This is a genomic window from Sphingorhabdus sp. EL138 (genome assembly GCF_900258045.1).
GTDB lineage: Bacteria > Pseudomonadota > Alphaproteobacteria > Sphingomonadales > Sphingomonadaceae > Parasphingorhabdus.
The window spans coordinates 219,074-241,497 of record NZ_OGVD01000001.1 but is presented as its reverse complement, the minus strand read 5'-3'; the positions used below and the strand labels follow the sequence as shown (position 1 = coordinate 241,497).

The window sequence follows — 22,424 nt, the reverse complement described above, 5'->3', positions numbered from 1 at the left end:
TTACAGGATGAGATGAGGCGATCAGGTTTTCCCCCTGTTACCTGATTATATAAACTTCGGACCATCCTATGCGTGACGAACGCGAGTTAGCCCTCACCTCCTAAATGCCCCCGGAGGTGAGGGTTTTTCGTCTTTAACCTATCAAAAAATATGAGAATTGGTCGGGCTTTTGGCTTGGGTTTTCCGGTTATCATGGCTAGGGATTTAGCGATGAGTGATACCCTGAAAGTCGTCAGCTGGAACATTAACAGTGTCCGTGCCCGAATCGAAATTGTTGAACGATTCTTGAAGGAAGAAGCACCCGACGTGCTTTGCCTGCAGGAAACCAAGGTCCGTGATGATCAGTTCCCTGAAGGCGCTTTTCGCCAGCTGGGCTATAATCACCTGATATTACATGGTCAGCCAATGCACCATGGCGTTGCGATGATCAGCCGTGTGCCGCTCCATAAAGATGAGCGTTTTGACTGGCAGGCCAACGGCGAGGCTCGCCACGTCGGTGCGCGTCTGGAAAATGGCGTGCGTATTGAAAATGTTTACATCCCGGCAGGCGGTGAGATTCCCGACCGCGATGAAAATCCGAAATTTGGTCAAAAACTGGATTTCTACCAGCGGATGACGGACTGGTCTGCAGATCTAGATACGCCAACGATTCTGCTGGGTGATTTCAACGTGGCGCCGCTTGAAGCGGATGTCTGGAGTCACAAACAGCTGATCAATGTGGTCAGTCATACGCAGATAGAAATTGACGTGATGGCCAAATTACAGGCCGCCCATGACTGGGTTGATATCGGCCGTAAATTCATTCCGGATCCCGAGCGTCTTTATACATGGTGGAGTTACCGTGCGCGGGACTGGCGTGCGTCGGATAAGGGACGCCGGTTGGATCATGTCTGGGTCAGTCCGGAACTGGCTGACAAGGCAACCAGCCACATTGTTCATGAAGATGCCCGTGGCTGGACCAAACCGTCGGACCACGCGCCTCTCATAACGGAGTTCAAGTTTTGAATGACGTCCCCTGCTGCCTTTGACTCAACAGGCGCGAGGCGCGCTGCAAGAGCGATAGATGCGCTGCGCCGGGGTTGGCCAATAGGCATTGAAATAGATGGCGGAATGCTGAACCTGCTTCCTGTCGAAACCACCGATCTTGATCAGTACCTATCTTCACAGGCCAATATTACGCTGCTGATCTCGTCAAGCCGGGCTGATACACTGAAGTTGCTGAACCAGCGCGCTGCTGCCGATCCGGCACTACCGGTTCAAATCAGCCTGCCGGGGCCGGTCAGTGCTGCAGAGATAATCGCGATTGTTGATCCGGTGCTCGATATGCAGCACCCGATGAAAGGCCCTTTCCGTAGCGAAGAACTAAACCATCCTGAAGCGGCCAAAGCGGCTATGGAGCTGGCGCGGCATGGTGGATTGCTGCCGGCCTTTTTAGTGGTTGACGAACCGGCGGAAGACCGGTTGCGTATCGAAGATGCAGCCGCTTATGCCGATTCCAGCGCGCTGGTCATCAGCGCTCACGCCAAATTACCCGTTGCCGCCAATACAAAGGCCCATATTTACGGCTTTCGCAGTGATGCTGATTCCACCGATCATGTTGCCTTGGTCGTCGGCGAGCGCGATGATACAACGCCGATCGTGCGGCTGCATAGCGAATGCCTGACCGGTGATGTTCTGGGCAGTCTGAAATGCGATTGCGGACCTCAACTCCACACTGCACTGGCCCGGATGAGCGAAGCCAACTGGGGTGTGCTGCTATATTTACGCCAGGAAGGGCGCGGGATCGGTTTGATCAACAAGTTGCGCGCCTATGCTTTGCAAGATCAAGGTTTTGATACGGTTGACGCCAACCAGCGGCTTGGCTTTGCCATAGATGCCCGGGATTTCTCGATCGCGGCGCGGATGTTGGAATTGCTCAATATTCCCACGGTAAAGCTACTGACCAATAATCCGGAAAAGGTCGAAGGCCTGCAAGGTTGCGGAATAGCTGTTGATGAACGCCTACCGGTGCAAATCACCGCCAATCCGCACAACGAATTCTATCTCGACACCAAAAGGGATCGCACAGGTCATAAGCTTTGAACGTCCTGCAAGTTGATACGCAGTCACGGAAGCTCACATTCCATGATGAGATAATGGATTGCGCCATTGGACGTTCGGGAGCTTGCCATTCTGGACAGAAACAAGAAGGCGATGGTTGCACGCCGCTGGGGCGATGGCCCATTCGTACCGTTCTCTTTCGCCCCGGTCGAAGCTTACCTTCGGCGGCGGTGACATTGCCTTGGCGCTGGGTCGGTGGGCAGGATGGTTGGTCCGATGATCCGTCTGATCCATCTTATAATCGGCCGGTGCGATTGCCTCATGGCTTTAGCGCGGAAAACCTGGTCCGCGATGATCCACTTTATGATGTGATTGTTGCTTTGGGGCATAACGATGCGCCGCCCGACCCGGGCAAAGGCAGCGCAATTTTCCTCCATATCTGGAATGATGCCAAACCAACCGAAGGCTGTGTCGCAATTGCGCGTACGGATATGGACCGTTTGTTGCCGCAGCTAATGCCGGATGATATAGTGGAAATCAGCTGAACGCCTGATTAGGTCAAAGCCGACAAATAATCCCAGGATATTTTGCGCCAGATCAATGCTGCGCCAAATGACAGGCCGATAATCGCTTTTTTCGTTGCAACGGAATGACCGGGAGAGAAGCCTTGAAAACGATATTATTGCATGTGTTTGAAGATAGCGGATTTGAATCGCGCTTGCAGGTCGCGCTCGACATCGCTCGCAGTAATGAAGGTCATCTGACCTGCGTGCAGCCGACGACGCAATTTGCGCCAATGTCATTTGGGCCGATGGGCGGTGATTTTGTCACCGGCATCAATTTTGAAGATATGGATGCGGCAGAACGCGCTCATCGGGAAAAGATAGAAAAACGCCTGAAAGATGAGGACGTGTCTTGGGACTGGCAAACCGGTCTCGGCGATCCGGCAACATTGCTCACTGAACGAAGCCGCCTTGCAGATCTGGTGGTCCTCAGTCAATCCTATGGCAAACGCAATGCCGGTGATGAACCTCTGCCGATAGCAGGCGATGTCGCGGTGCACGCTCATTGTGCTGTCTTGGTTGTTCCCACTGAAAATATGTCCTTCGACTGTCAGGGGCCGATAGTGGTGGCATGGAACGGGTCTGCTGAAGCCGCCAAGGCTTTGCGATTAGCCTTGCCGATGCTAAAAATGGCTAACGATGTCCATATCGTCACCGTTGGCGATGAAGATGTAGACTTCCCGCACACTGCCGCTTCGACTTTTTTGGCGAGACATGGTGTTTCGACCACATTGCATGAGCTAAAGGGAAAAGGGAGTGAAGCTTCTGACATCATTGGGGGTTTCGCCATGGGTCAGAATGCAGCTGCCCTCATAATGGGGGCCTATGGACATAGCCGATTGCGGGAGACCTTATTCGGCGGTGTGACGAAAAATCTGCTCAATGATACGAAAATCCCTTTGCTGATGGGGCATTAACGCATCGCTCTGACTTGGTTGGGTGCCCCTTTGAAGCCATGTCACGCAAATGAAAATTCGGACTTCGCGAGAGCAGTGAAAAGCTGGCCATAGATACTTAAGCAAAGCGCGGAATAACCGTTCAATTGCTATATGGACAATATTGACATTCAAAGGGACGGACTGCGTTTCAAGAGCCTGGCAGATATCTCTCCGGCCGGCATTTTTCTGACAGATTGTTCGGGCAGTTGTACATATGTCAATCAGTCTTGGATGGCGCTTTCCGGGCTGAGCGCTTCAGAAGCTCATGAATATGGTTGGGCAGATGCCCTTCATCCCGACGACAGGGAACATGTGTTGGCGGAATGGCACAGAGCGGTTCAAAATGATCAGGTGTTTAATCTGGAGTTCCGGTTCCAGAAACCAAATGGTGAATCAGTCTGGATTTCCGCTCTTAGTAGCCCCTATGGAGACGAAGATGATACCCGATTGGGTTTTGTCGGCTTGTGTTTCGATGTGAGCAGACAAAAGGCGATGCAGATCGAAATAGACAATGCCAATCGCTTGTTCCGAAAAGCAGAACAGATTGCTCAAATTGGTACATGGCGGCTCGACGTACATAGCTATCAGCTTTTCTGGTCTGAGCAGATTTTTGCAATTCATGACCTTCCGGAAGGCCCGGTCCCGTCTTTGGGCAAAGTGCTGGAATTTTATCCGGGCCATGAAAAATCACGCCTGTCCGAGACAATCAGGCAATCTATAGAAAGTCAGACGGCATTTGATTTGGAAACTGGCTTTGTGACGGCCAATAATCAACAGAAGAGGGTTCGCAATATCGGGGAGCCCCAGTTTGAAAATGGCAAACTGACATCGATTATCGGTGTTTGTCAGGATGTGACCGACAAGTTTCAACTGGAAGAAAAATTGCGTTTGGCGGCCCAGCTTGATGATTTGACGGGGATCGCAAACCGAAAAATGTTTGTCGAAACAATATACCGGATGACAAATCAAAAGGATCGCTCGAAGGATGGGGATGGTGGCATTGTATTGATGCTTATTGATCTTGATGATTTCAAACGGGTGAACGATGATCTTGGCCATCCGGCTGGCGACGAACTGTTGATACAGGTTGCCGATCGGCTATCAGCCGTTGCCGGCACCGAGCTTGTGGCGAGGATTGGTGGTGATGAATTTGCTGTCGTCAAGCGCGTTGAGGGTGACACCCTAAATTGCGATAAAACAGTACAAGAAATCCAATCCTGTTTTACCCGTGCTTTTACAATTGGTTCACGGCAACTAAAGTGCTCTGCAAGTATCGGCTGGACAGCTGGCGAAGCCGGCAAAAAGTCGGAAGAGATATTGTCCAAAGAAGCCGATATTGCGCTTTACTGCTCGAAAAAGACTCATCCCAAAGTCCCGGTGATGTTCAACCACGACATCGGGTTGAGACATAAGCGGTACACCAAACTGGCAGGCGATCTGAAATCGGCTTTGGCCAATGGTGAGATGTATCTCCTGTTCCAGCCACAATTGAATATCGAAAGTAATCAGATCAAATCGTTTGAAGCGTTGTTGCGGTGGGACCATCCTGATCTTGGTGAAGTTTCTCCTGCCGAACTCATACCTATTGCGGAAGAAACCGGGACTATCGGGTCACTCGGTGATTGGGTCGTTGCAGAGGCTTGCCGCCATGCAGCACTCTGGCCGGATGAAATTAATGTCTCTGTGAATGTCTCGGCTACACAGTTGATTGATCCGGATTTCATCTCCAAAATAATGCGCACCATTGCGAAGTACCAAATGGACCCCAACCGTTTGGAACTGGAAATCACCGAGTCCGTTTTCATTGAGAATATTGACCAGACAAAGGCGATGCTGGAGAAATTGAGCAGCATCGGGGTGAGAATTGCGCTGGATGATTTCGGAACCGGATTTTCATCCTTGAGTTATCTGTGCGCTATTCCATTCGATACCGTGAAGATCGACAGAAGTTTTGTTGCGCAGATCGGTGAATTGGAGGGAGCAGCACCGATAATCAGTGCTGTTACCGGTTTGGGTGCTGCACTAAATTTTCAAACTGTTGCGGAGGGTGTCGAGAATTCAAGCCAGTTGGCTTTTCTGAAAGAGAAGGGATGTAACCACATACAGGGATTCTTGATCAGTGAGCCAATTTCCAGTCGCGATGTTCAGGAATTTTTCGGTTTGAAAAAATATCAGGTCAGTAACGGTTAGTGCAAACTGCTAAAGCTTGCCGTATTTCTTTTCAAAGCCGGCAATATCGTCTTTCGCAAGATATTTGGCCTGATCAATCCATGAATCGCGGGTAATTCGGCCGCTGAAGCTCTCCAGATACTGGTCGACCTCTTGGATCTCTGCCTCTTTCCATTCGGCAATCTGGTCAAAGCGGGTAATGCCCAGATTGTTGAGCAGACTATTCAGCTTCGGTCCGACGCCTTTGATCAGTCGTAAATTGTCGGGGTCGCCCTTTGCTGGCGCGATTTTCGGCTTGCCAGGTGGTGGCGGCGGCGGTGTTTCGGTGGCCACCGGACGCTTGCGAGGACGCGGTGCGGGGGCTGGTTTGACGGTCTTGGCCGCCGGTGTGGCTACCGGTGCCGCGGCGGGTTTCGGTGCCGGAACGGGCTTTGGTGCAGGGGCAGGTACAACGGGTTCAGGCGCTGAAATCACGGCATCGCCTGCTTTTTCCAGCAAACCGTCATCGGCGTCAAAATGATCGTCCGCACTTTCGCGTCCGGATACGGCCCAAGCCCAAAATGCAGTGGCTACGCCGATCAGCAAAGCGACCAGGAAAAACAGCCAATTTTCAGAAATCAGCGATATCATTATATCAAACCCCTATATTCAAACCAAATATGGTGGCCGCGCGGCTATATATTTGCGCTGCAAGCCAGTCCCATTCCAAACTGCAATTAAATCTCGTCGCGATTGCGACCCCAGATGAGCCATCCAATCCCGAGGCCAATTGCAAAAGTCACCAGCAGGAGCAACAGATTTTCGATTAATAGTGGCATGGTTCATTCCCCCTGTTGCGAATTCGCATCATTTGTCGCTTTTTTATTTGCCGCCTGTACTTTGAATTCAATCCGTCGGTTTCGTGCATCTGCTTCTGGACCTGTTTCGGTCGCCAGCGGTTGTTCTGCCCCAAAGCCGGTTGCCGTAACCATATTTTCAGCGATCCCGCGCTCGATCAGACCCGCTCGAACCCGGTCGGCGCGTTCCTGTGACAGGATTTTGTTCACTTCGGCATTGCCATTGTCGTCGGTATGACCACCAACAGCTATCGCGAGACCGGAACACGGTTCCAGCGCCGCAGCTACGTCATCGAGTATCTGGTTTGAGGCGGGAGAGATATAGGCACTTCCTGATCGGAAACTGAGTTTCTTTCCGTCCATCGCCCGATCCACCGCAGTCTGGCATTTTGTTATGGCTGGATCGGCATTTGCGCCGCCACCGCTGGTTTCAGATCCATCACCGCCGTCCGTTCCACCGACCAGATCGCTACCGGCCCAGACAGCGTCAGATACGCCGGGGATGGCAGCAACGGCGTTAAGTGCTTTCTGTTTCATATCGTCGGAAACATCTCCATCCAGCACGGCTTTGCGCGACAAAGGATCGCGGCCAAATGCGACCTCGACACCCTCCATCCCCTGCGCAGTTATTTCTGTTTGAGCGGCCTTTTCAAGACCGGAGATATATCCATCACTAGTGGCATAGTGCCCGACGACTGCCAGTAATGCTGTGGCAACGGCACCCGTTAATATCTTACCCCCAACTTCCATCACGGAACCCCTCACTCAATGCATGTCATGTTACTAATCAGCTAAAATGGAGGATAATTGGGGGCAAGTCTAGTTTCGCTGTGGGGCGCAAATGCCAAATATCCGACGAGACGGGCTGAATTTGTCCCCATATGAGACAATTGCTTAGCAAAGATGGTTAATGGTCTGCTGCCTTGGTGCCACAGCACAGCGGTGTTCGAATCATCATCAGCTCTGACTGCGGGCTAAATCATTCAGTTTGCGGAATTCCTGACGCCAGAAGTTACCACCGTTGCCAGATAACTGCTGAATGTTCCGGAACTCGTAATCACCAAGATATTTGTCGCCGCGCAGCTTTTGACCGAAAGCAGCTACTGCCACGGCAAAGGCCATATCCCCGCTCGGCGCGGATGCGGTTTGCAATCCATCTGCGGGAATTTGTTGCTGGATGAGACGGGACTTTGTTCCACCAGGCAATTTATAGCGCAATTTTATCTGCGCCATTTCTCCGTCAAGATCCTGCTGTGGCTGGATGGCGCGATTGCCAGCATAACGTCGCTTTGGCAGCCAGCCAGATGATCGAGCCGGCATGACTTCATAAAGAGCGGTGACCTGATGACCGGCGCCAATGTCGCCCGCATCAATTTTGTCATTGTCAAAATCTTCTTCCGCGAGAATCCGGTTTTCATAGCCGATCAGGCGATATTCCTTCACGTGAAAGGGGTTGAATTCGATCTGTATTTTTACGTCCTTGGCGATAGTGAACAGAGTGGAACTGAGTTCTTCGCCAAGTACTTTTTGGGCTTCCATCGCGCTGTCTATATAGGCGTAATTGCCATTGCCGACATTGGCTATGCCTTCCATTAGCTCATCCCGGATATTACCGGTGCCATAACCAAGCATCGTCAAGTTGACGCCGGACTCCCGTTCTTTCGCAACAATTTTTTTCAATTCGTCGGTATTGGAGGTGCCGACATTGAAATCACCATCGGTCGCCATGATGATGCGGTTGATACCGTCCTTCAGAAAGTTTTTGCGGGCTGTGGAATAGGCGAGTTTGAGCGCGTCACCACCGGCCGTTGATCCTCTGGCATAAAGGCAGTCCACCGCTTCTTTGACATGATCCTTGTTCGAGGTCGGCGCCAGCAGCAAACCGACCGTGCCGGAATAGACAACAATGGATACGCGGTCATCGTCTCGCAGTTCGCCGGCAAGCGCGGTCAGTGTTGATTTGACCAATGGCAATTTGTCTTTGCTATTCATCGAGCCGGATACATCAACCAGGAAAACCAGATTGGCGCGAGGCCGTTCGCTGCTATCCACATCATAGCCGCGCAGGCCGATCCGCAGCAGGCGGCTGGAATCATTCCATGGTGTGGTCGAAAGATCGGTAGACACGCTGAAGGGGGTTTCCCGGCTGGACGGCGCAGGATAGTCATAGCGGAAATAGTTGATCAATTCCTCTGTTCGCACTGCGGCCTCCGGCGGCATTCTCCCGTCGTTCAGGAAACGGCGGACATTGGAATAACTGCCGGTGTCAACATCCACGGCAAAAGTGGATACCGGTTCATCGGCGACCCGCTTTATGCTCGCTACGGCTTCACCGGCATATTTTTCGCGATCCTGTGTTTGCGGTGGACGCGGATAGGGGTACGGGTACGGCCCGGATGGCCGGATAACTGCAGCTCTGCGGTTCACACTCTTTGCAGGAGCGCCGGAAATAGATCTGCTGACAGGCGAAGATGCGACGACAGGCGGGGGAGGCGGAGGCGAAACACCTTTTGTCCCGCGCCTTGGTACTCTTACCGATATGCGCTCACGGTCCTGATACCCAAAAATGCTGCAGTTGACGGGATGGGACGGCGGTAATTGCACAAGATCAGGGCGTTTGCCCTGCCTGGACTGGGCTTCAAGCGGTGCCGTGGTCGGCGTGCCGATCAGGCCAAGTGCTGCAAAGCCACATAAGGTTTTGGAAATATTTGAAAAACGTCGCATGTCACCCTCTTCCCACATGTTCGACCCGGGACAGAAGGTGCCAAGAGCAAGCTGACTGGATTATGAACGCATGATATGGTGTTACATAATCCAGTCAGTTAAAACGTCAGCCGAGCTGCATATCCGGCATGGCAAGAGCGAGTTGCTTGCGCATCCGTTTGGACCGGGCTTCCGGGCTTGGATGGGTTTGCAACCAGGGCAGACCGCCGCCTCCGCCGCCCATACCGGAAAGCTTGTCGAGCGCGGTCACGCAGGCCATCGGATCATATTTTTTCTGCTTCATGAAGGCCATGGCGTAATCATCAGCCTCTTTCTCATGCTTTTGCGAGTGCTGTGAACTGATTACATCTCCGAACAGCTTGCCGAGCTTGGAATTGGCAATTTTGCCGACCTTGCCGCCTGCTGCATCAGCAACACCGAAAGCCGCTTCTTTTTGCAATGCGCCCTGCATACGTTTCTTGGTGTGGCCTTCTTTGACATGGCCGATCTCATGGCCAATGACATAGCGGATCTCGTCATCGGTAAATGCATCCATCAGCCCTGCAAACACGCGGATTGTACCATTGGCCATGGCAAAGGCGTTCACATCGCGGACCAGATAGGCTTTTATATCAAGATCAAGCCCATCATGATTTTTCAGACCTTTCGACAAATTGGCTATGCGTTTGCCATATGGGTCATTTGCCTTCGCAACCGGATTACGGCTATCCATATCGGCCGCCATCTGGTCAAAATAGACCGCCATTTCCTCATCATTATAAGAGCCGGCTTTGGCAACTTTGCCGGCCGCTCCCAGGCCTTTTTTCAGATTGAACTGAGCGTGCAAGGGCGCGGTTGCGCTAATACCGCCAGCAAGAGTGGCGATGACCATGATCTGCCGCCGTGTGAGTAAAGTATCGTCGTTTTTCAAATCCAAATGCTCCCGTAAATTTGAACTGCCCCGGTCACTCTATGCAAAGTCGGAGCGTTGCTGGCAATCGACTAAGCGACGAAAAGATGTAAATTTCGCAGTACCATCGCCCGCCACAACTGCTTTTTTGCGGCTGCGTTCCAGCTCGATGAAAATGGAATGACCATTTGCAGGGAACCAAGCTTGCACTTAAGCTGGCGCAAATAGGGAGCAAAAAAGTGTCTGACCTTCAAGATGATTATAGCGCTGCTGGCTTCGGCGGAGAACTAGGTTTCGGGATGAAGCCAGCGATTCTCCTGATCGACGCGGCAAAGGCATATATAGAGCCGGATGCTCCGCTTTATGTGGGCTCCGAGGATGCATTTCAGGCGATGATCTCACTTACGGACATGGCGCGAGATCATGGGATTCCGATCATTTTTACGCGCGTTGAATATATGCGCCGCGGGGCTGATGGCGGCCTGTTTTACCAGAAAGTCAAAGCGTTGTCGCTGTTCCAAAAAGGCGAGCGACTGGCGGAATTTGATGACCGGTTGCAACCGCAGCAGGGTGATATTGTTATCACTAAACAATATCCCAGCGCCTTCTTCGGCACCAGTCTGGCCTCGACACTTAACATGCTACGAGTGGACACATGTCTGCTGGCGGGTTTCTCGACGTCCGGATGTGTCCGCGCCTCGACGCTGGATGCGTTGCAATATGGATTTCGTCCAATCGTGGCGACAGAGGCATGCGGCGATCGTGATCCGCAAGTGCAGTCTGCCAATCTTTTTGATCTCAGCCAAAAATATGCCGATCTCAAAAATCTCGCGGAAATAGAAAGCTACTTCCAGACCCTGTCCGCACACGGGGGCTAGGTACATGAGGGCGGTGATTGCAGGGGGCGGGATCGGCGGACTGAATGCCGCGCTGTGCTTCCATAAGTTTGGCTGGGAAGTCACAATTTGTGAACAAGCCCCTGCACTTGGCGAAATTGGTGCGGGCATCCAGATCAGCCCGAACGGCATGAAGGTGTTGCGCGCTCTTGATGTAGACAAGCAGATCGAAGCTACGGGTTTTCGCCCAAGAGCGACACAGTTTCGTATGGGCCAGTCTGGTCAGCCGATTCTTACGGCCTCGATGGCTGACTATGAAGAAACATTTGGGGCTCCCTATCTGCACATCCACCGGGCCGATCTGATTGGTGTGTTGCAGGAGGCTGTCGATGATCGCATGCCGGGAGCTGTCAGGACAGGTGCTACGGTGGCGGGCTATGGGCAAGATGAGCAAGAGGCCTGGGTCGTGCTGACAGATGGGTCTAGGATTGCAGGCGATATCGTTATTGGCGCGGACGGGATCCGATCGACAATTCGGGCGCAGATGATTGGCCCGGACGATCCCGATTTTACAGGAAATGTCGCTTGGCGCGCTGTGGTTCCTGTTGAAAAACTGGGCCGCAATGCCCCGCTACCAGTGTCCAGCGCATGGTTCGGTGAAGGTAAGCATGCCGTTACCTATCTATTGCGCGGCGGCAAGCTGGCCAATTTTGTTGGTGTGGTTGAGCGCGATGACTGGACCAACGAAAGCTGGACTGAGCAGGGCAGCCGCGCCGATGCCCTAGCTGATTTTGCGGGCTGGCACCCGACTATCACCACCCTGCTTGAGCAAGCTGAAGATCATTATCGCTGGGCGCTCTTTGATCGTGCACCGCTGGACCGGTGGGTTGATGGCCGGGTTGCCCTGTTGGGAGATGCTTGCCATCCGATGCTGCCCTTCATGGCGCAGGGCGCGGTACAGGCGATTGAGGATGGTTATGTTCTCGCGCACCATCTCGCTCAACATGATGGCTATGTCGCGGCGTTGACAGCCTATTTTGACGCGCGCCATGATCGCACAGCAAGGGTACAGGCCGCTGCCCGGGCGAATATGGACCTGTTCCATCAGCGCACCACTAGAGGAAAGCTGACGACCTACGGCCCGATGTGGGTAGCAGACAAGATCAAACCCGACTTGGCTGCCCAGAAGCTTGCGTGGCTCTACGGGCATGATGTGACGGTGGCCTGAAAACGGCGACGTAAGACTTCGTTTTTCTCCGATCTTTGGGAATTTGGATATTTTGTTCAGATGGCCGACAGCAAAGTGCTGCCAAACACATGAAGAGCAACTGGTGAAGTAAACCAAAACCTTCCCGGTTTAGAGAAAGGCAACGCAATGTTTCGAAGCATGGTTTCAAGACGATTTGCCCTTTTCATGACCTTGAACATTCTGGCCTTTGGGTCCGTTTCGGCGGCACCCGAAACACAGAAGATGCCGGAAAGGCTTTCGGTGCTTGTGACCTTTGGTGAAGAAGAATGTCCGGAGCCGGAAAGTGAGGACGAGATTGTTGTCTGCGCGAAACAACCGGAATCTGAGAGATATCGAATACCCAAAGATCTGCGCAAAACTGAAGAGGAGTTGGCGGTCGATCACAGCTGGTCTTCGACGGTTGCGCTTCATGAAGATGCAGCCCGCGCCGGTCGACCAAATAGCTGCTCGGTAGTCGGTACAAACGGTTTTACCGGCTGTCAGTCAGCACGTATCCGGCAATGGTTTGCAGAACGCCGTGAGGTAGAGGATTGACAGTTATAAGAACAGCGATCCCGCTACCGCAACGCGGTTGATTATAGTGACTTTTCTCTGGCGACTTCTCGCCAACCGATATCACGGCGGCAAAACCCGCTTTCAAAGTCAATCTGGTCCACAGCGGCATAGGCTTTGGTTTGTGCTTCGGTTGTGTTGTGACCCAGCGCGGTGACGTTGAGCACCCGACCACCATTGGCGACCAGCTTGCCGTCAACCTCGGCGGTTCCTGCGTGAAAGATTTTTGTGCCTTCGCGCTCAGCACGGGCAAGATTCTGGATTTTTCCGCCTTTTTCCGGGGTGCTGGGATAGCCCTTCGCTGCCATCACAACGGTTAGGGCCGATCGCGTATCAAATTCGGGCGCACTGATCTGGCCAAGCTGACCTTTGGCGGTCGCCAGCATGATCGCGGCGAGATCGGACTGGAGCCGCATCATCAGCACCTGACATTCAGGATCGCCAAAACGGGCGTTATATTCAATCAACTGCGGACCTGTTTCAGTTAGCATTAGGCCGGCAAACAGGACGCCGCTATATGGCTTGCCCTCAGCCGCAAGAGTATCAACCGTGGGTTGGATGATCTCGTCCATGACCTGTTTTTGCAGCGCTGTGGCCAGAACGGGCGCAGGGCTATAGGCGCCCATGCCACCGGTATTCGGACCGATATCGCCTTCGCCTACGCGTTTATGATCTTGTGCGGTGCCGAACGGTATAACGTTTTTGCCATCGGTAATCGCAAAGAAGCTTGCTTCCTCGCCCGTGAGAAATTCCTCGATCACCACCTCCGCGCCAGCATCGCCAAAACCGCCCTGAAACATCATCTCAATGGCTTCTTCGGCTTGGGCACGGGTTTCGGCAATGATGACGCCTTTTCCCGCGGCAAGGCCGTCAGCTTTGATAACTACCGGAATTGCAAATTTTTCAAGTGCCGCCAAAGCGTCAGATTGGTTGGTGGTACGAACATAACCGGCAGTCGGTATATTTGCACGCGCACAAAGATCTTTTGTGAAGCCCTTGGATCCTTCCAGTTGAGCGGGGGCTTTGTTTGGCCCGAACACCAATATGTCCGCACTACGAAGGCTTTCAGCCAAGCCGTCAACCAGCGGCGCTTCCGGACCGACAACGACCAGATCAATCCTGTTTCGCCCGCAGAACTGGATTACCGCCGCGTGATCCAATACATTCAGTTTCACGCATTCCGCATGGTGCCCGATACCAGGATTGCCGGGAGCGGCATAAAATTTCTCGACAGACGGGGATTGCGCCAGCTTCCATGCCAAGGCATGTTCACGGCCACCGGACCCGAGCAACAGGATATTCATGGACGACTCTCTTTCTTTAGACGCGAAGCTGTTAGCCGAGAGCGGCGCTGGCGACAATGCCGCTCCTTTGTCTGTGTCAGAAATATCGGGGACGCTGAAACGGGTTGTCGAGGATCGTTTTGGTTACGTAAGGATCAAAGGCGAGATTTCGGGCTACAAACGGGCGGCGTCCGGCCATGTTTATCTGGCGCTGAAAGATGATAAGGCGGTGCTCGATGGCGTGATGTGGAAGGGCAATGCGGGGCGTCTGCCTTTCCAGCCGGAGGACGGGATCGAAGTTGTCGTATCCGGCAAGCTGACCACCTACCCCGGCCGTTCCAAATATCAGGTTGTGATTGACAAGATGGAATTGGCGGGTGAGGGCGCGCTGATGCAGCTTTTCGAAAAGCTCAAGGCCAAATTGCAGGCCGAGGGGTTGTTCGATCAGGACCGCAAGCGCGCGATTCCGTTTTTGCCGAAAACTATCGGCGTCGTGACATCACCGACCGGCTCAGTCATTCGGGACATATTGCACCGGCTGGCAGATCGCTGCCCCAGTCACGTCATTGTCTGGCCGGTGCTGGTGCAGGGCCAGGGTGCATCCAAACAGATTGCCGGCGCAATTAACGGCTTTTCAAACATGCAAACCGATAGCGGGATGACCAAGCCCGATCTGGTAATGGTCGCGCGGGGCGGCGGGTCGATTGAAGACCTGTGGAGCTTCAACGAAGAGGAAGTGGTGCGGGCGATTGCGGATTGTTCCATTCCGGTAATCTCTGCTGTTGGCCATGAAACCGATACGACATTAAGTGACTTTGCGGCGGACCTGCGTGCACCAACGCCGACAGCAGCGGCGGAAATGGCGGTCCCAGTCAGGGCCGAGTGGCTTGCGTCGCTAAGTGAATCGAAAGCGCGTATGGGGCGATCGATGCAGCGCAGTTTTGCAACGGCATCGGAAAGGCTGGAGGCACAGCGCCGCCTGATGCCCGAGCTCACGGATTTGCTCCGCCCGCATCAGCAAAGGCTGGACGAGCTATCCGACGGCATGAAATATGCGATGGGGCAGAATGTCGCCCAGGCGCGCAGCCGTTTTTCTGCATCGGAAGGCGCCCTTCGCCCTGCAATTCTTAGCCAACGGCTCGAAGCGGCAAAAAGCCGGCTAGAACGGCTTGATTTGCCGGTAGCGCTGGTCAAGCGGCCTTTGGATGATGCAAGGCGGCGATTGGACAGCCTGTGGCGGTTGGCGCAGCAAGTGTCGCCGGATGGTCCGCTAAAGCGAGGATATGCAAGGATATCTTCATTGGATGGAACATTTGTTGGTAGTCGCAAAGCGGCGATAAGTGCTGGCGCTGTAAATCTGCACTTTCAAGATGGTGAGGTTGGTGCTCAGATTACTGAAGAGGCGGTTGCAAAACCTCAGCAATCAGCAAAAAAGACGAGACCCAAGCCTGACAAAGTCAAGAAACCGGCAGATGACAGACAACAGGATTTGTTCTAGGCGGATTTTTTGTTATGAAAGTCGTAAATATTTACCTGTAAATAACTGTTGGTAAATCGCGGGTAAATGGCGCGGAAGGTAAGGTTTTTCTTATGTTAATGTCCAATCGCAACAAAGTGGCAAAGCTATATTATATGCCCAACGGCTTTCGCCCGCTATCATCTGGTGACCATGTTCTATGTGCGATTACCAGCGAACAGATTCCGCTCGAAGATCTGCGCTATTGGAGCGTGGAGAAACAGGAAGCCTATGCGACAGCACAAATCTCTGCTCAGGCGCATTTGCCGGAAGAGGAAAAATAATGAGATTCAGGAAGACCGTAATTTTTGGTTCTGCGGCGCTGGCCGCCATTGCAGCTATCCCGTTGCCTCTGTCTTCGACATTGGCAGAAACAGCTGAAGCGGAAGAATCCGCTTTTCGGCAGGCCGTCAAATTTGGTTTTTCCGGGCAGGAGATTCAGGGCGGCGTGATGCTGGGCGATGCACCTGCCGGTACACAGAGCCTGTCGTTCGATGGGCAGCCGGTTCCGGTTGATGAGGATGGCAAGTTCATCATAGCCTTTAACCGGGATGCCGGGCAGTCAGCGCAAATGGTCGCGACGCTGGAAAATGGCCAGACCGTCAGGAAATTTTTCAACATCGCTCCTCGCAAATGGAAGATTGAGCATGTTAATGTCGCCCGGCGTAGCGGTGGGCCAAGCGCTGCGTTCATGGCTCGGCGGAAACCGGAGCTGGCTCAAATCAACGCGGCGCGTCAGGTAAGAAGCAACAGCAAGGGTTGGCGTCAAACCTTTGTCTGGCCAGCCAAAGGTCGTATCTCCGGTATGTTCGGGTCCCAGCGCATCTATAAAGGCGAGCCGGGAAGTTATCATAGCGGCGTAGATATTGCCGGAGGCAAAGGCACTTATTTTGTCGCGCCGGCCGATGGTGTGGTGACGCTGGCTGCGAAAAAGCCATTTTCGCTCGAAGGCAATTTGCTAATGATCGATCATGGCATGGGCTTGAACAGCGCATTCCTTCATGCCTCTCAGATACTTGTTAAAGAGGGGCAGGAAGTGAAGCGCGGTGAACCCATTGGCCGCATAGGAGCTACAGGTCGTGCAACAGGCCCTCATTTGCATTGGTCGATGAAATGGAACAATGCCCGCATTGACCCGATACTGCTGACCGGACCAATGAATTGAAATATGGCCGTCGGGTGAACCGATACGCGCGGATTGATCAGTAGCTAAAGCCAGTTCGGGCTAGTTTACGATCCGTTTTACTTTGACGGGTCGACCGCCATTTACCTTGGCTACGAAGCTTCCGAGCGCTCCACGTTTCACCACTATGGTATCGCCAGCCTTGGGCGATCGCATGGTGCTTTTGACTTCCGTTTGTCGCCAAAGCGCTCCGTCTTCCAGTTTCATTAGCCATTTGCCGTCACGTAACTGGCGTGCTGATACAATTTTTGACTCTATCTGATTGACGGTCTCACTCTTTTTGTCACCCCCGCCGAACAACTTTATCCGAGGCAGAGACAATCCAAATAAGCCGCGCCGTGCTTCACGCACCTGTTCCCGGTCCGCGATGACTAACTCGTTGTTAGATTGCGCGGTTTCCAGCGCGGCTACCTTGGCGTCGAAACAAGCCAGCCGTTGTTCAGCGTCCACTATGTTTTTACAGGAAATCAATTCCGTATAAATTGCAGGTGGTGTTGTTATTGCCCCGTCCTCTTTTGCTGCCAGCGCAGGCGCATTTAGGATAAAAGCTATGCCTACTAGAGACGTCAGTAATGGGCGTTTACTATCTATTCGACTGGTCATGCTTCTACTCCTCGGCCGAAAACATTTCATTATGTGTTGTGAAGGTGACGCTTTTACATCTTACCTTGTTAGTAGCATAACAAGACCGCGGTGCAATACAATGCGCAGGCGCTCAAGAAAATGATTGTAAATCAGCGCATAAAACCGGTCTTGTGAGCTATATATCTTTGTCTTAGAGCGCCGATAAGACTGTGGCAAAATAGTTACATTCTCTACAAAACTGCGCTTCAAACCTGAACATCGGCTTTACACTATTGCGCAATTACGGCATCTGCCAGCCATTCCGATGGAATATTGCGCGTGTCCAAAGCGGGTGTGATTCGATCGGACAACTACAGAAGCGGGCCATTGGGGGCCCTGCTCCTCCAGAATAAGGGACTGGAATAACATGAAAAAATTTACGAAGCTGAAGAGCGGTGCAGCACCACTGGTGCTTGGTCTCGCTATGGTTTCAGCACCTGCCTACGCGCAGGATCAGGAAGCGGAGACAAGTGAAGATGATATCATCATCGTTACTGGTTCTTTGATTTCTAATCCTAATCTTGAGCGTTCTTCGCCGGTGATCGCGACCAATGCAGACGAAATCGAACTTAAGATTTCGACAAACGCTGAAGAACTGATCCGCGACATTCCGGGTCTGGTTTCCGGTATCGGCTCCAACGCAAACAATGGTAACAACGGTACGGCAACGATCGATTTGCGTGCTCTTGGCTCAAACCGTAACCTGGGTTTGCTTGATGGTACGCGCGTTGTGCCAAACGACCTTGCTGGTCAGTTTGACTTGAACAACGTGCCTCTCGCTCTGATCGAGCGTGTTGACGTGCTGACCGGCGGTGCTTCCACCACTTATGGTGCTGACGCTATCGCAGGTGTTGTAAACTTCATTACCAAGAAAGATTTTGCTGGTTTTGAACTTGAAGTATCCGAGCAGATCACTGAAGAAGGCGACGGAAACATCTTCCGTATCGACGCAACAATCGGTGCTAACTTTGACGATGGCCGCGGTAACGTTGTTTTGAGCCTGGGTTACCAGGATCGTGATGCCGTTTTCCAGGGTGATCGCGATTTCTCAACATTCAACATCGGTTCCTTTAACGGACAGCCAGGTGGTTCTACAACAACCGTTCCTGCGGCTTTCTCGTTTGCCTGTGCTGGACTTAATCCTTGTCCAGAAGATGGTACTAACTTCTCTGGTAACAGACAGGTTAATCCAGCCAGCGGTGGTTTGAACGACACAATCGGTCTGTTCAACTTTAACCCGTTCAACTTGTTCCAAACACCGTTTGAGCGTTTTAACATTTATGCTGCCGGTAACTACGAAATCACGGACACGATTGAAGTTTATTCTCGTGGATTGTTCTCCAAGAACAACGTGTCCACGATTATCGCTCCTTCCGGTTCCTTTGGTTCAAACCAGACGATCAACATAAACAATCCGTTTATTCCGGTTGCTTTACGTAACGCGTTCTGTGCCAATAACGACTTTGATCCGAACACGGCAGGCATTCAAACATTGGATGCGGCAACTTGTTTGGCAGCGGCAACCGATCCTAATGGTCCTACGCTGGCTGACGGTAGTGCGAACCCGAACTACCAGACGTTCCAAACCAACCTGCGCCGTCGTACGGTGGAAGTTGGTCCGCGTCTGGGTGACTATTCGACGACCTTGTTTGATTACAAGATTGGTTTCCGCGGGGCGTTGACTGATGCAATCGATTGGGACATTTTTGGTTCTTACGGCGAAAGTTCGCGTATCCTGACTCAGGACAACTATGTTCTGAACTCGCGTCTTGGACCCACATTGCAAACAGTTGATGGCGTTACCTGTGTAGACACCACCGCTGCTGCTGGCTGTGTTCCTGCCAATGTCTTTGGTGCTGAAGGTGATATCTCACCAGAAGCTGCAAGCTACATTCGTGGCCGTAGTACAACAGAACGCCGTGCTTCTCTGGCGCAGGTTCGTGCTACGATAAGCGGTGACAGCGGTTTTGCTGTTCCTTTTGCTGAAGACAATGTCAGCTTCGCTATTGGTGGCGAGTATCGTAACAACACTGGATTCCAACAGGCTGACTCTTTGGCTGAAACGCCAGGTGAGCTTGGTGGTGCCGGTGGTGCTGCTGTGCCGATCCGTGGCTCATATGACGTGTACGAAGCTTTCGGCGAGCTGGTTGTTCCTGTTGTTCAGGATAAGCCTTTCTTCGACGATCTGACACTCGAAGCTGGTATCCGTTATTCGGATTACACAATCGAAGCGGCCAGCAACCCGGGTTATAGCACTACGACTTGGAAAGTTGGCGGTAGCTGGACTCCAGATGCCAATCTTGGCCTGAAGATCCGTGGCGGATTTAACCGCGCTGTTCGTGCACCAAATATTGGTGAACTGTTCACACCAGTGGCTACAGTTTTGACGAACCTGCTAACTGACCCTTGTCAAGGTAATGCTCCGACAAATGACCTTTCGGGTAATCTGTCTGCTGTCTGTCAAGCACAGGGTGCTCCAGCGTTTACCGTTGGTAATATTCCTCCTCCGGTTTCCGGACAGGTCAATATTACAACCGGCGGGAACATCGATCTTCAGCCTGAAACAGCCGACACATACACTGTTGGTTTTGTATTCCAGCCTGAGTTCGTTCCTGGTTTCTCGATGACTGTAGATTATTACAATATTTCGATCACCGATGCGATCACCACGGCAACCCCGGGCGATCTGATCAGTGCTTGTTTTGATAATATCACAGCAGCATCAGCAACCGATCCGGCATGTACACAGATTGGTCGTAACCCGTTTGATGGTGGTTTGAGTGGTGATCCATCCAACACGCCAGGTCTTTTCGGAGCGCTTTCCAACTTGGGTACGCTGGAAACAGACGGTATTGACTTCTCATTCAACTACAAGAGAGATATCGGCTTCGCTGAACTCACCTTGGGCTTGAATGGTAACTGGACGAACTCAACCACGTTCCAGGCAACACCGACTTCGATCAATCGTGAATGTGTTGGCTTCTACAGTGTGAACTGTAGTGCTTTCAGTGGCGCGATCCAGCCTGAGTGGACCTTCTCTCAGCGGACGACATTGAGCTTCCCAGATGTGGATGTTTCTCTGTTGTGGCGTTACATTGATGGCGTTCAGTATGAGCCGCTCCAGCAGTTGACCGATCTGGCCGGTGCTTTGGCATCGAATGTCGATGACATGGGTGTATTGCTGCCAGTTGCTGATCAGGGCTGCCCTGACTTTGAAGGTGCTGACCCTGGAGGGTGTATCGTTGATCCTGCATTCCGTAGCATTGGCTCCGCGCACTACTTTGATCTGAGTGCACGTTGGCAGGTTATGGACAATCTGCAGATGACGTTCCTGGTACAGAACTTGTTTGACAAGTCACCACCGATCGTTGGTGCGGACGTGGGTTCCACGACCTTCAACAATGGTAACACCTACTCATCTACATATGATGCTCTGGGTCGCCGCTTCGGTGTTTCAGCTAAAGTAACCTTCTAAGCTGAAAATCAGACGGATAAAAAGAAGGCGGGCTCTTGAGCCCGCCTTTTTTTATGTCTGGCGCGATGATGTTTACCTCTGAACCTCGGTGTTTCCCAGGTTGATGGTTGTGTCCGGGAAGTGCTGCTAAAACAGGGGGGATGCGAGCGTCTGAGAAATTTTCATTCTTTCGCCCATCACTTTTGCCCATTCATATACTTTTTCAATTTCATCGGCATGTAAAGAAGCAGCATCTGCATGCTCTTTTTCCCGAGCCTCCTTGTCAAACTCCATATCGAGTTTGGAATGTCGATTGAATGCAGGTCCGCTGACAATTTTTTCCAGATTATCTTGATCGATATCCAACCCAAAAAGCTGCGACATTTGTTTCATTGTTTCCCCCTTGTCGGCAAGGAGGGTTTCGCTATTCAACGATTTAACACGGTCAGGGCCAAATTTCGATAGCGTAGCGGTAAAAACTGCGTGTTGCGCGAGCCAACCGACGGCCGCAACCTGAAGGTCGGTCAACATCAGCATGTCTTCGTTACTCATACCAAAAGGAGCGATCATTTGGTCTTTCATTTGACCGATGAACAATTCCCGCACCCACATCCTGCCCCAAAGATCTTTTTTCGCAATCGAACGCAGATAGGTTTTGAGCGGCGCATGCAGTAATATCGCTTTGGCATCAGGACGCATAGCTAGCATCACTATCGCCAAGATATTAACGACATTGGATGGCTTGATTATTACTGTTTCTCCAGCTCCAAAGGGGCGGGCAAGTAGATCAATCGATTGATCCAGCACTTCCGCTACGTCTCTCGGATTGGCACCTCGGCGTTTCCAGCCGACAAGATCATTAAGAACCACAGGTTCCTTGAAGCCCATCGAAATGCCTTTAATGTCTAAAGCGCGGGCCAACATAGTCGAGCAGCAATATGCAGAATGAAAAATGTAATGCACACGACCCTTGGGTGGGTTTGCGGCTACTACGTCTTTCCTATCAAAAGCAAAGACGGGAAGGTTGTCGGGTAAAATCTTGTCCGTGAGAAATGTAGAGTTCCGGTGAAGTTCTCTATCAACGGGAATGAATCGGAAAGCATCGTTATGTTCATCATAACGATGTGCCAGATAATCTGGGTTCTGTGAAATTTCCGCGAGAGCAGGCTTTTGGGCTGTCATATTTTTTTCTGCCAATAGAGTCAGGTTGTTGCAAGTGCTTGTTGCGATTATTGTTGTGATCTAAAGTACTATAAACTAGATTCCACCGCACGGGAGAATCATTTATGCGTATTAAAGTGTTGGCTGTTGTTGCGTCGTTATTGATATCGAGCCCGGCGTTGGCTTTTGGTGATCCTGAAAAGCCTGAACCAACTGCGGTAGATGATAGCAAGAAATCCGATTCTGATAGAATCAAATGCAAACGTATCCAGGTGACAGGTTCTTTAATTCGCAGAAAAAAATGCATGACTGTTGCCCAGTGGGCCGCTATGACAGCGGCCGGAAGTGCTCAGGCCAGAACAATAGTTGATCATGCCAATCAAGGTGCAACCAGCGGTCGGTAGCAA

Annotated in this window: 20 protein-coding genes; 13 read left to right on the top strand and 7 right to left on the bottom strand. The window is 52.1% G+C overall.

Annotated features, from left to right (window positions below):
• Nucleotides 1-210 precede the first annotated feature (210 nt).
• The 5 genes from xth (at nt 211) to DK507_RS01105 (ending at nt 5,731) form a co-directional block, all read left to right on the top strand.
• A complete protein-coding gene (gene xth / locus DK507_RS01125) occupies nt 211-1,005 on the top strand; it encodes an exodeoxyribonuclease III (RefSeq protein ID WP_109354202.1) in 795 nt (264 codons plus the stop codon).
• A complete protein-coding gene (gene ribA / locus DK507_RS01120; protein WP_109354200.1) occupies nt 1,006-2,082 on the top strand; it encodes a GTP cyclohydrolase II in 1,077 nt (358 codons plus the stop codon).
• Nucleotides 2,079-2,585: a L,D-transpeptidase gene (locus DK507_RS01115; protein WP_109354198.1), complete on the top strand. Its 507-nt coding sequence runs from the start codon at nt 2,079-2,081 to the stop codon at nt 2,583-2,585. The genes ribA and DK507_RS01115 overlap by 4 nt, the downstream gene beginning before the upstream one ends.
• Before the next feature lie 122 nt (nt 2,586-2,707).
• Nucleotides 2,708-3,520: a universal stress protein gene (locus tag DK507_RS01110; RefSeq protein ID WP_254054216.1), complete on the top strand. Its 813-nt coding sequence runs from the start codon at nt 2,708-2,710 to the stop codon at nt 3,518-3,520.
• Nucleotides 3,521-3,652: 132 nt separating this feature from the next.
• A complete protein-coding gene (locus DK507_RS01105; protein ID WP_109354196.1) occupies nt 3,653-5,731 on the top strand; it encodes an EAL domain-containing protein in 2,079 nt (692 codons plus the stop codon).
• A 9-nt stretch (nt 5,732-5,740) separates the two neighbouring features.
• Here DK507_RS01105 and DK507_RS17745 read toward each other — a convergent pair whose 3' ends face one another.
• From DK507_RS17745 to DK507_RS01075, 4 genes are all read right to left on the bottom strand, one after another.
• The gene (locus DK507_RS17745; RefSeq protein WP_162558835.1) at nt 5,741-6,340 is read right to left on the bottom strand and encodes a hypothetical protein; all 600 of its coding nucleotides are present in this window, start codon (nt 6,338-6,340) and stop codon (nt 5,741-5,743) included.
• 191 nt (nt 6,341-6,531) lie between these two features.
• The gene (locus tag DK507_RS01085; RefSeq protein WP_109354192.1) at nt 6,532-7,296 is read right to left on the bottom strand and encodes an OmpA family protein; all 765 of its coding nucleotides are present in this window, start codon (nt 7,294-7,296) and stop codon (nt 6,532-6,534) included.
• A 207-nt stretch (nt 7,297-7,503) separates the two neighbouring features.
• Nucleotides 7,504-9,270, bottom strand: coding sequence for a VWA domain-containing protein (locus DK507_RS01080; protein ID WP_109354190.1), 1,767 nt, complete (start codon nt 9,268-9,270; stop codon nt 7,504-7,506).
• Between the two features lie 106 nt (nt 9,271-9,376).
• On the bottom strand, nt 9,377-10,180 hold the full coding sequence (locus DK507_RS01075; RefSeq protein ID WP_216822311.1) for a M48 family metalloprotease: 804 nt from the start codon (nt 10,178-10,180) through the stop codon (nt 9,377-9,379).
• Nucleotides 10,181-10,398: 218 nt separating this feature from the next.
• Between DK507_RS01075 and DK507_RS01070 the strand changes: the two genes are divergently transcribed.
• The 3 genes from DK507_RS01070 to DK507_RS01060 all read left to right on the top strand — a co-directional run bounded on the left by DK507_RS01070 (nt 10,399) and on the right by DK507_RS01060 (nt 12,778).
• Nucleotides 10,399-11,037, top strand: a complete 639-nt coding sequence (locus tag DK507_RS01070; RefSeq protein ID WP_254054215.1) for an isochorismatase family protein — start codon at nt 10,399-10,401, stop codon at nt 11,035-11,037.
• Between the two features lie 4 nt (nt 11,038-11,041).
• The gene (locus DK507_RS01065; RefSeq protein WP_109354189.1) at nt 11,042-12,223 is read left to right on the top strand and encodes an FAD-dependent monooxygenase; all 1,182 of its coding nucleotides are present in this window, start codon (nt 11,042-11,044) and stop codon (nt 12,221-12,223) included.
• 186 nt (nt 12,224-12,409) lie between these two features.
• Entirely contained in the window at nt 12,410-12,778 is a 369-nt protein-coding gene (locus tag DK507_RS01060) for a hypothetical protein (RefSeq protein WP_109354811.1), read from the top strand.
• Between the two features lie 41 nt (nt 12,779-12,819).
• Here DK507_RS01060 and purD read toward each other — a convergent pair whose 3' ends face one another.
• Nucleotides 12,820-14,100 (bottom strand): phosphoribosylamine--glycine ligase, encoded by a 1,281-nt coding sequence (gene purD / locus DK507_RS01055; protein ID WP_109354187.1) that lies wholly within the window; start codon nt 14,098-14,100, stop codon nt 12,820-12,822.
• On the opposite strand from purD, the gene xseA reads away from it, so the two are divergent.
• The 3 genes from xseA to DK507_RS01040 all read left to right on the top strand — a co-directional run bounded on the left by xseA (nt 14,099) and on the right by DK507_RS01040 (nt 16,760).
• A complete protein-coding gene (gene xseA / locus DK507_RS01050) occupies nt 14,099-15,577 on the top strand; it encodes an exodeoxyribonuclease VII large subunit (protein ID WP_109354186.1) in 1,479 nt (492 codons plus the stop codon). The genes purD and xseA overlap by 2 nt on opposite strands.
• A 92-nt stretch (nt 15,578-15,669) precedes the next feature.
• Nucleotides 15,670-15,879, top strand: coding sequence for a DUF2093 domain-containing protein (locus DK507_RS01045; RefSeq protein ID WP_109354185.1), 210 nt, complete (start codon nt 15,670-15,672; stop codon nt 15,877-15,879).
• On the top strand, nt 15,879-16,760 hold the full coding sequence (locus DK507_RS01040) for a M23 family metallopeptidase (protein WP_109354184.1): 882 nt from the start codon (nt 15,879-15,881) through the stop codon (nt 16,758-16,760). The genes DK507_RS01045 and DK507_RS01040 overlap by 1 nt, the downstream gene beginning before the upstream one ends.
• Nucleotides 16,761-16,820: 60 nt before the next feature.
• On the opposite strand, the gene DK507_RS01035 is transcribed toward DK507_RS01040, so the two are convergent.
• A complete protein-coding gene (locus tag DK507_RS01035; RefSeq protein WP_109354180.1) occupies nt 16,821-17,381 on the bottom strand; it encodes a hypothetical protein in 561 nt (186 codons plus the stop codon).
• A gap of 388 nt (nt 17,382-17,769) precedes the next feature.
• Here DK507_RS01035 and DK507_RS01030 point away from each other — a divergent pair, with 388 nt between their 5' ends.
• The gene (locus DK507_RS01030) at nt 17,770-20,877 is read left to right on the top strand and encodes a TonB-dependent siderophore receptor (RefSeq protein WP_109354179.1); all 3,108 of its coding nucleotides are present in this window, start codon (nt 17,770-17,772) and stop codon (nt 20,875-20,877) included.
• Nucleotides 20,878-21,003: 126 nt separating this feature from the next.
• Here DK507_RS01030 and DK507_RS01025 read toward each other — a convergent pair whose 3' ends face one another.
• The gene (locus tag DK507_RS01025; RefSeq protein ID WP_109354178.1) at nt 21,004-22,038 is read right to left on the bottom strand and encodes a hypothetical protein; all 1,035 of its coding nucleotides are present in this window, start codon (nt 22,036-22,038) and stop codon (nt 21,004-21,006) included.
• A 104-nt stretch (nt 22,039-22,142) separates the two neighbouring features.
• Here DK507_RS01025 and DK507_RS01020 point away from each other — a divergent pair, with 104 nt between their 5' ends.
• Nucleotides 22,143-22,421 (top strand): hypothetical protein, encoded by a 279-nt coding sequence (locus DK507_RS01020; RefSeq protein WP_109354176.1) that lies wholly within the window; start codon nt 22,143-22,145, stop codon nt 22,419-22,421.
• Nucleotides 22,422-22,424: the final 3 nt, after the last annotated feature.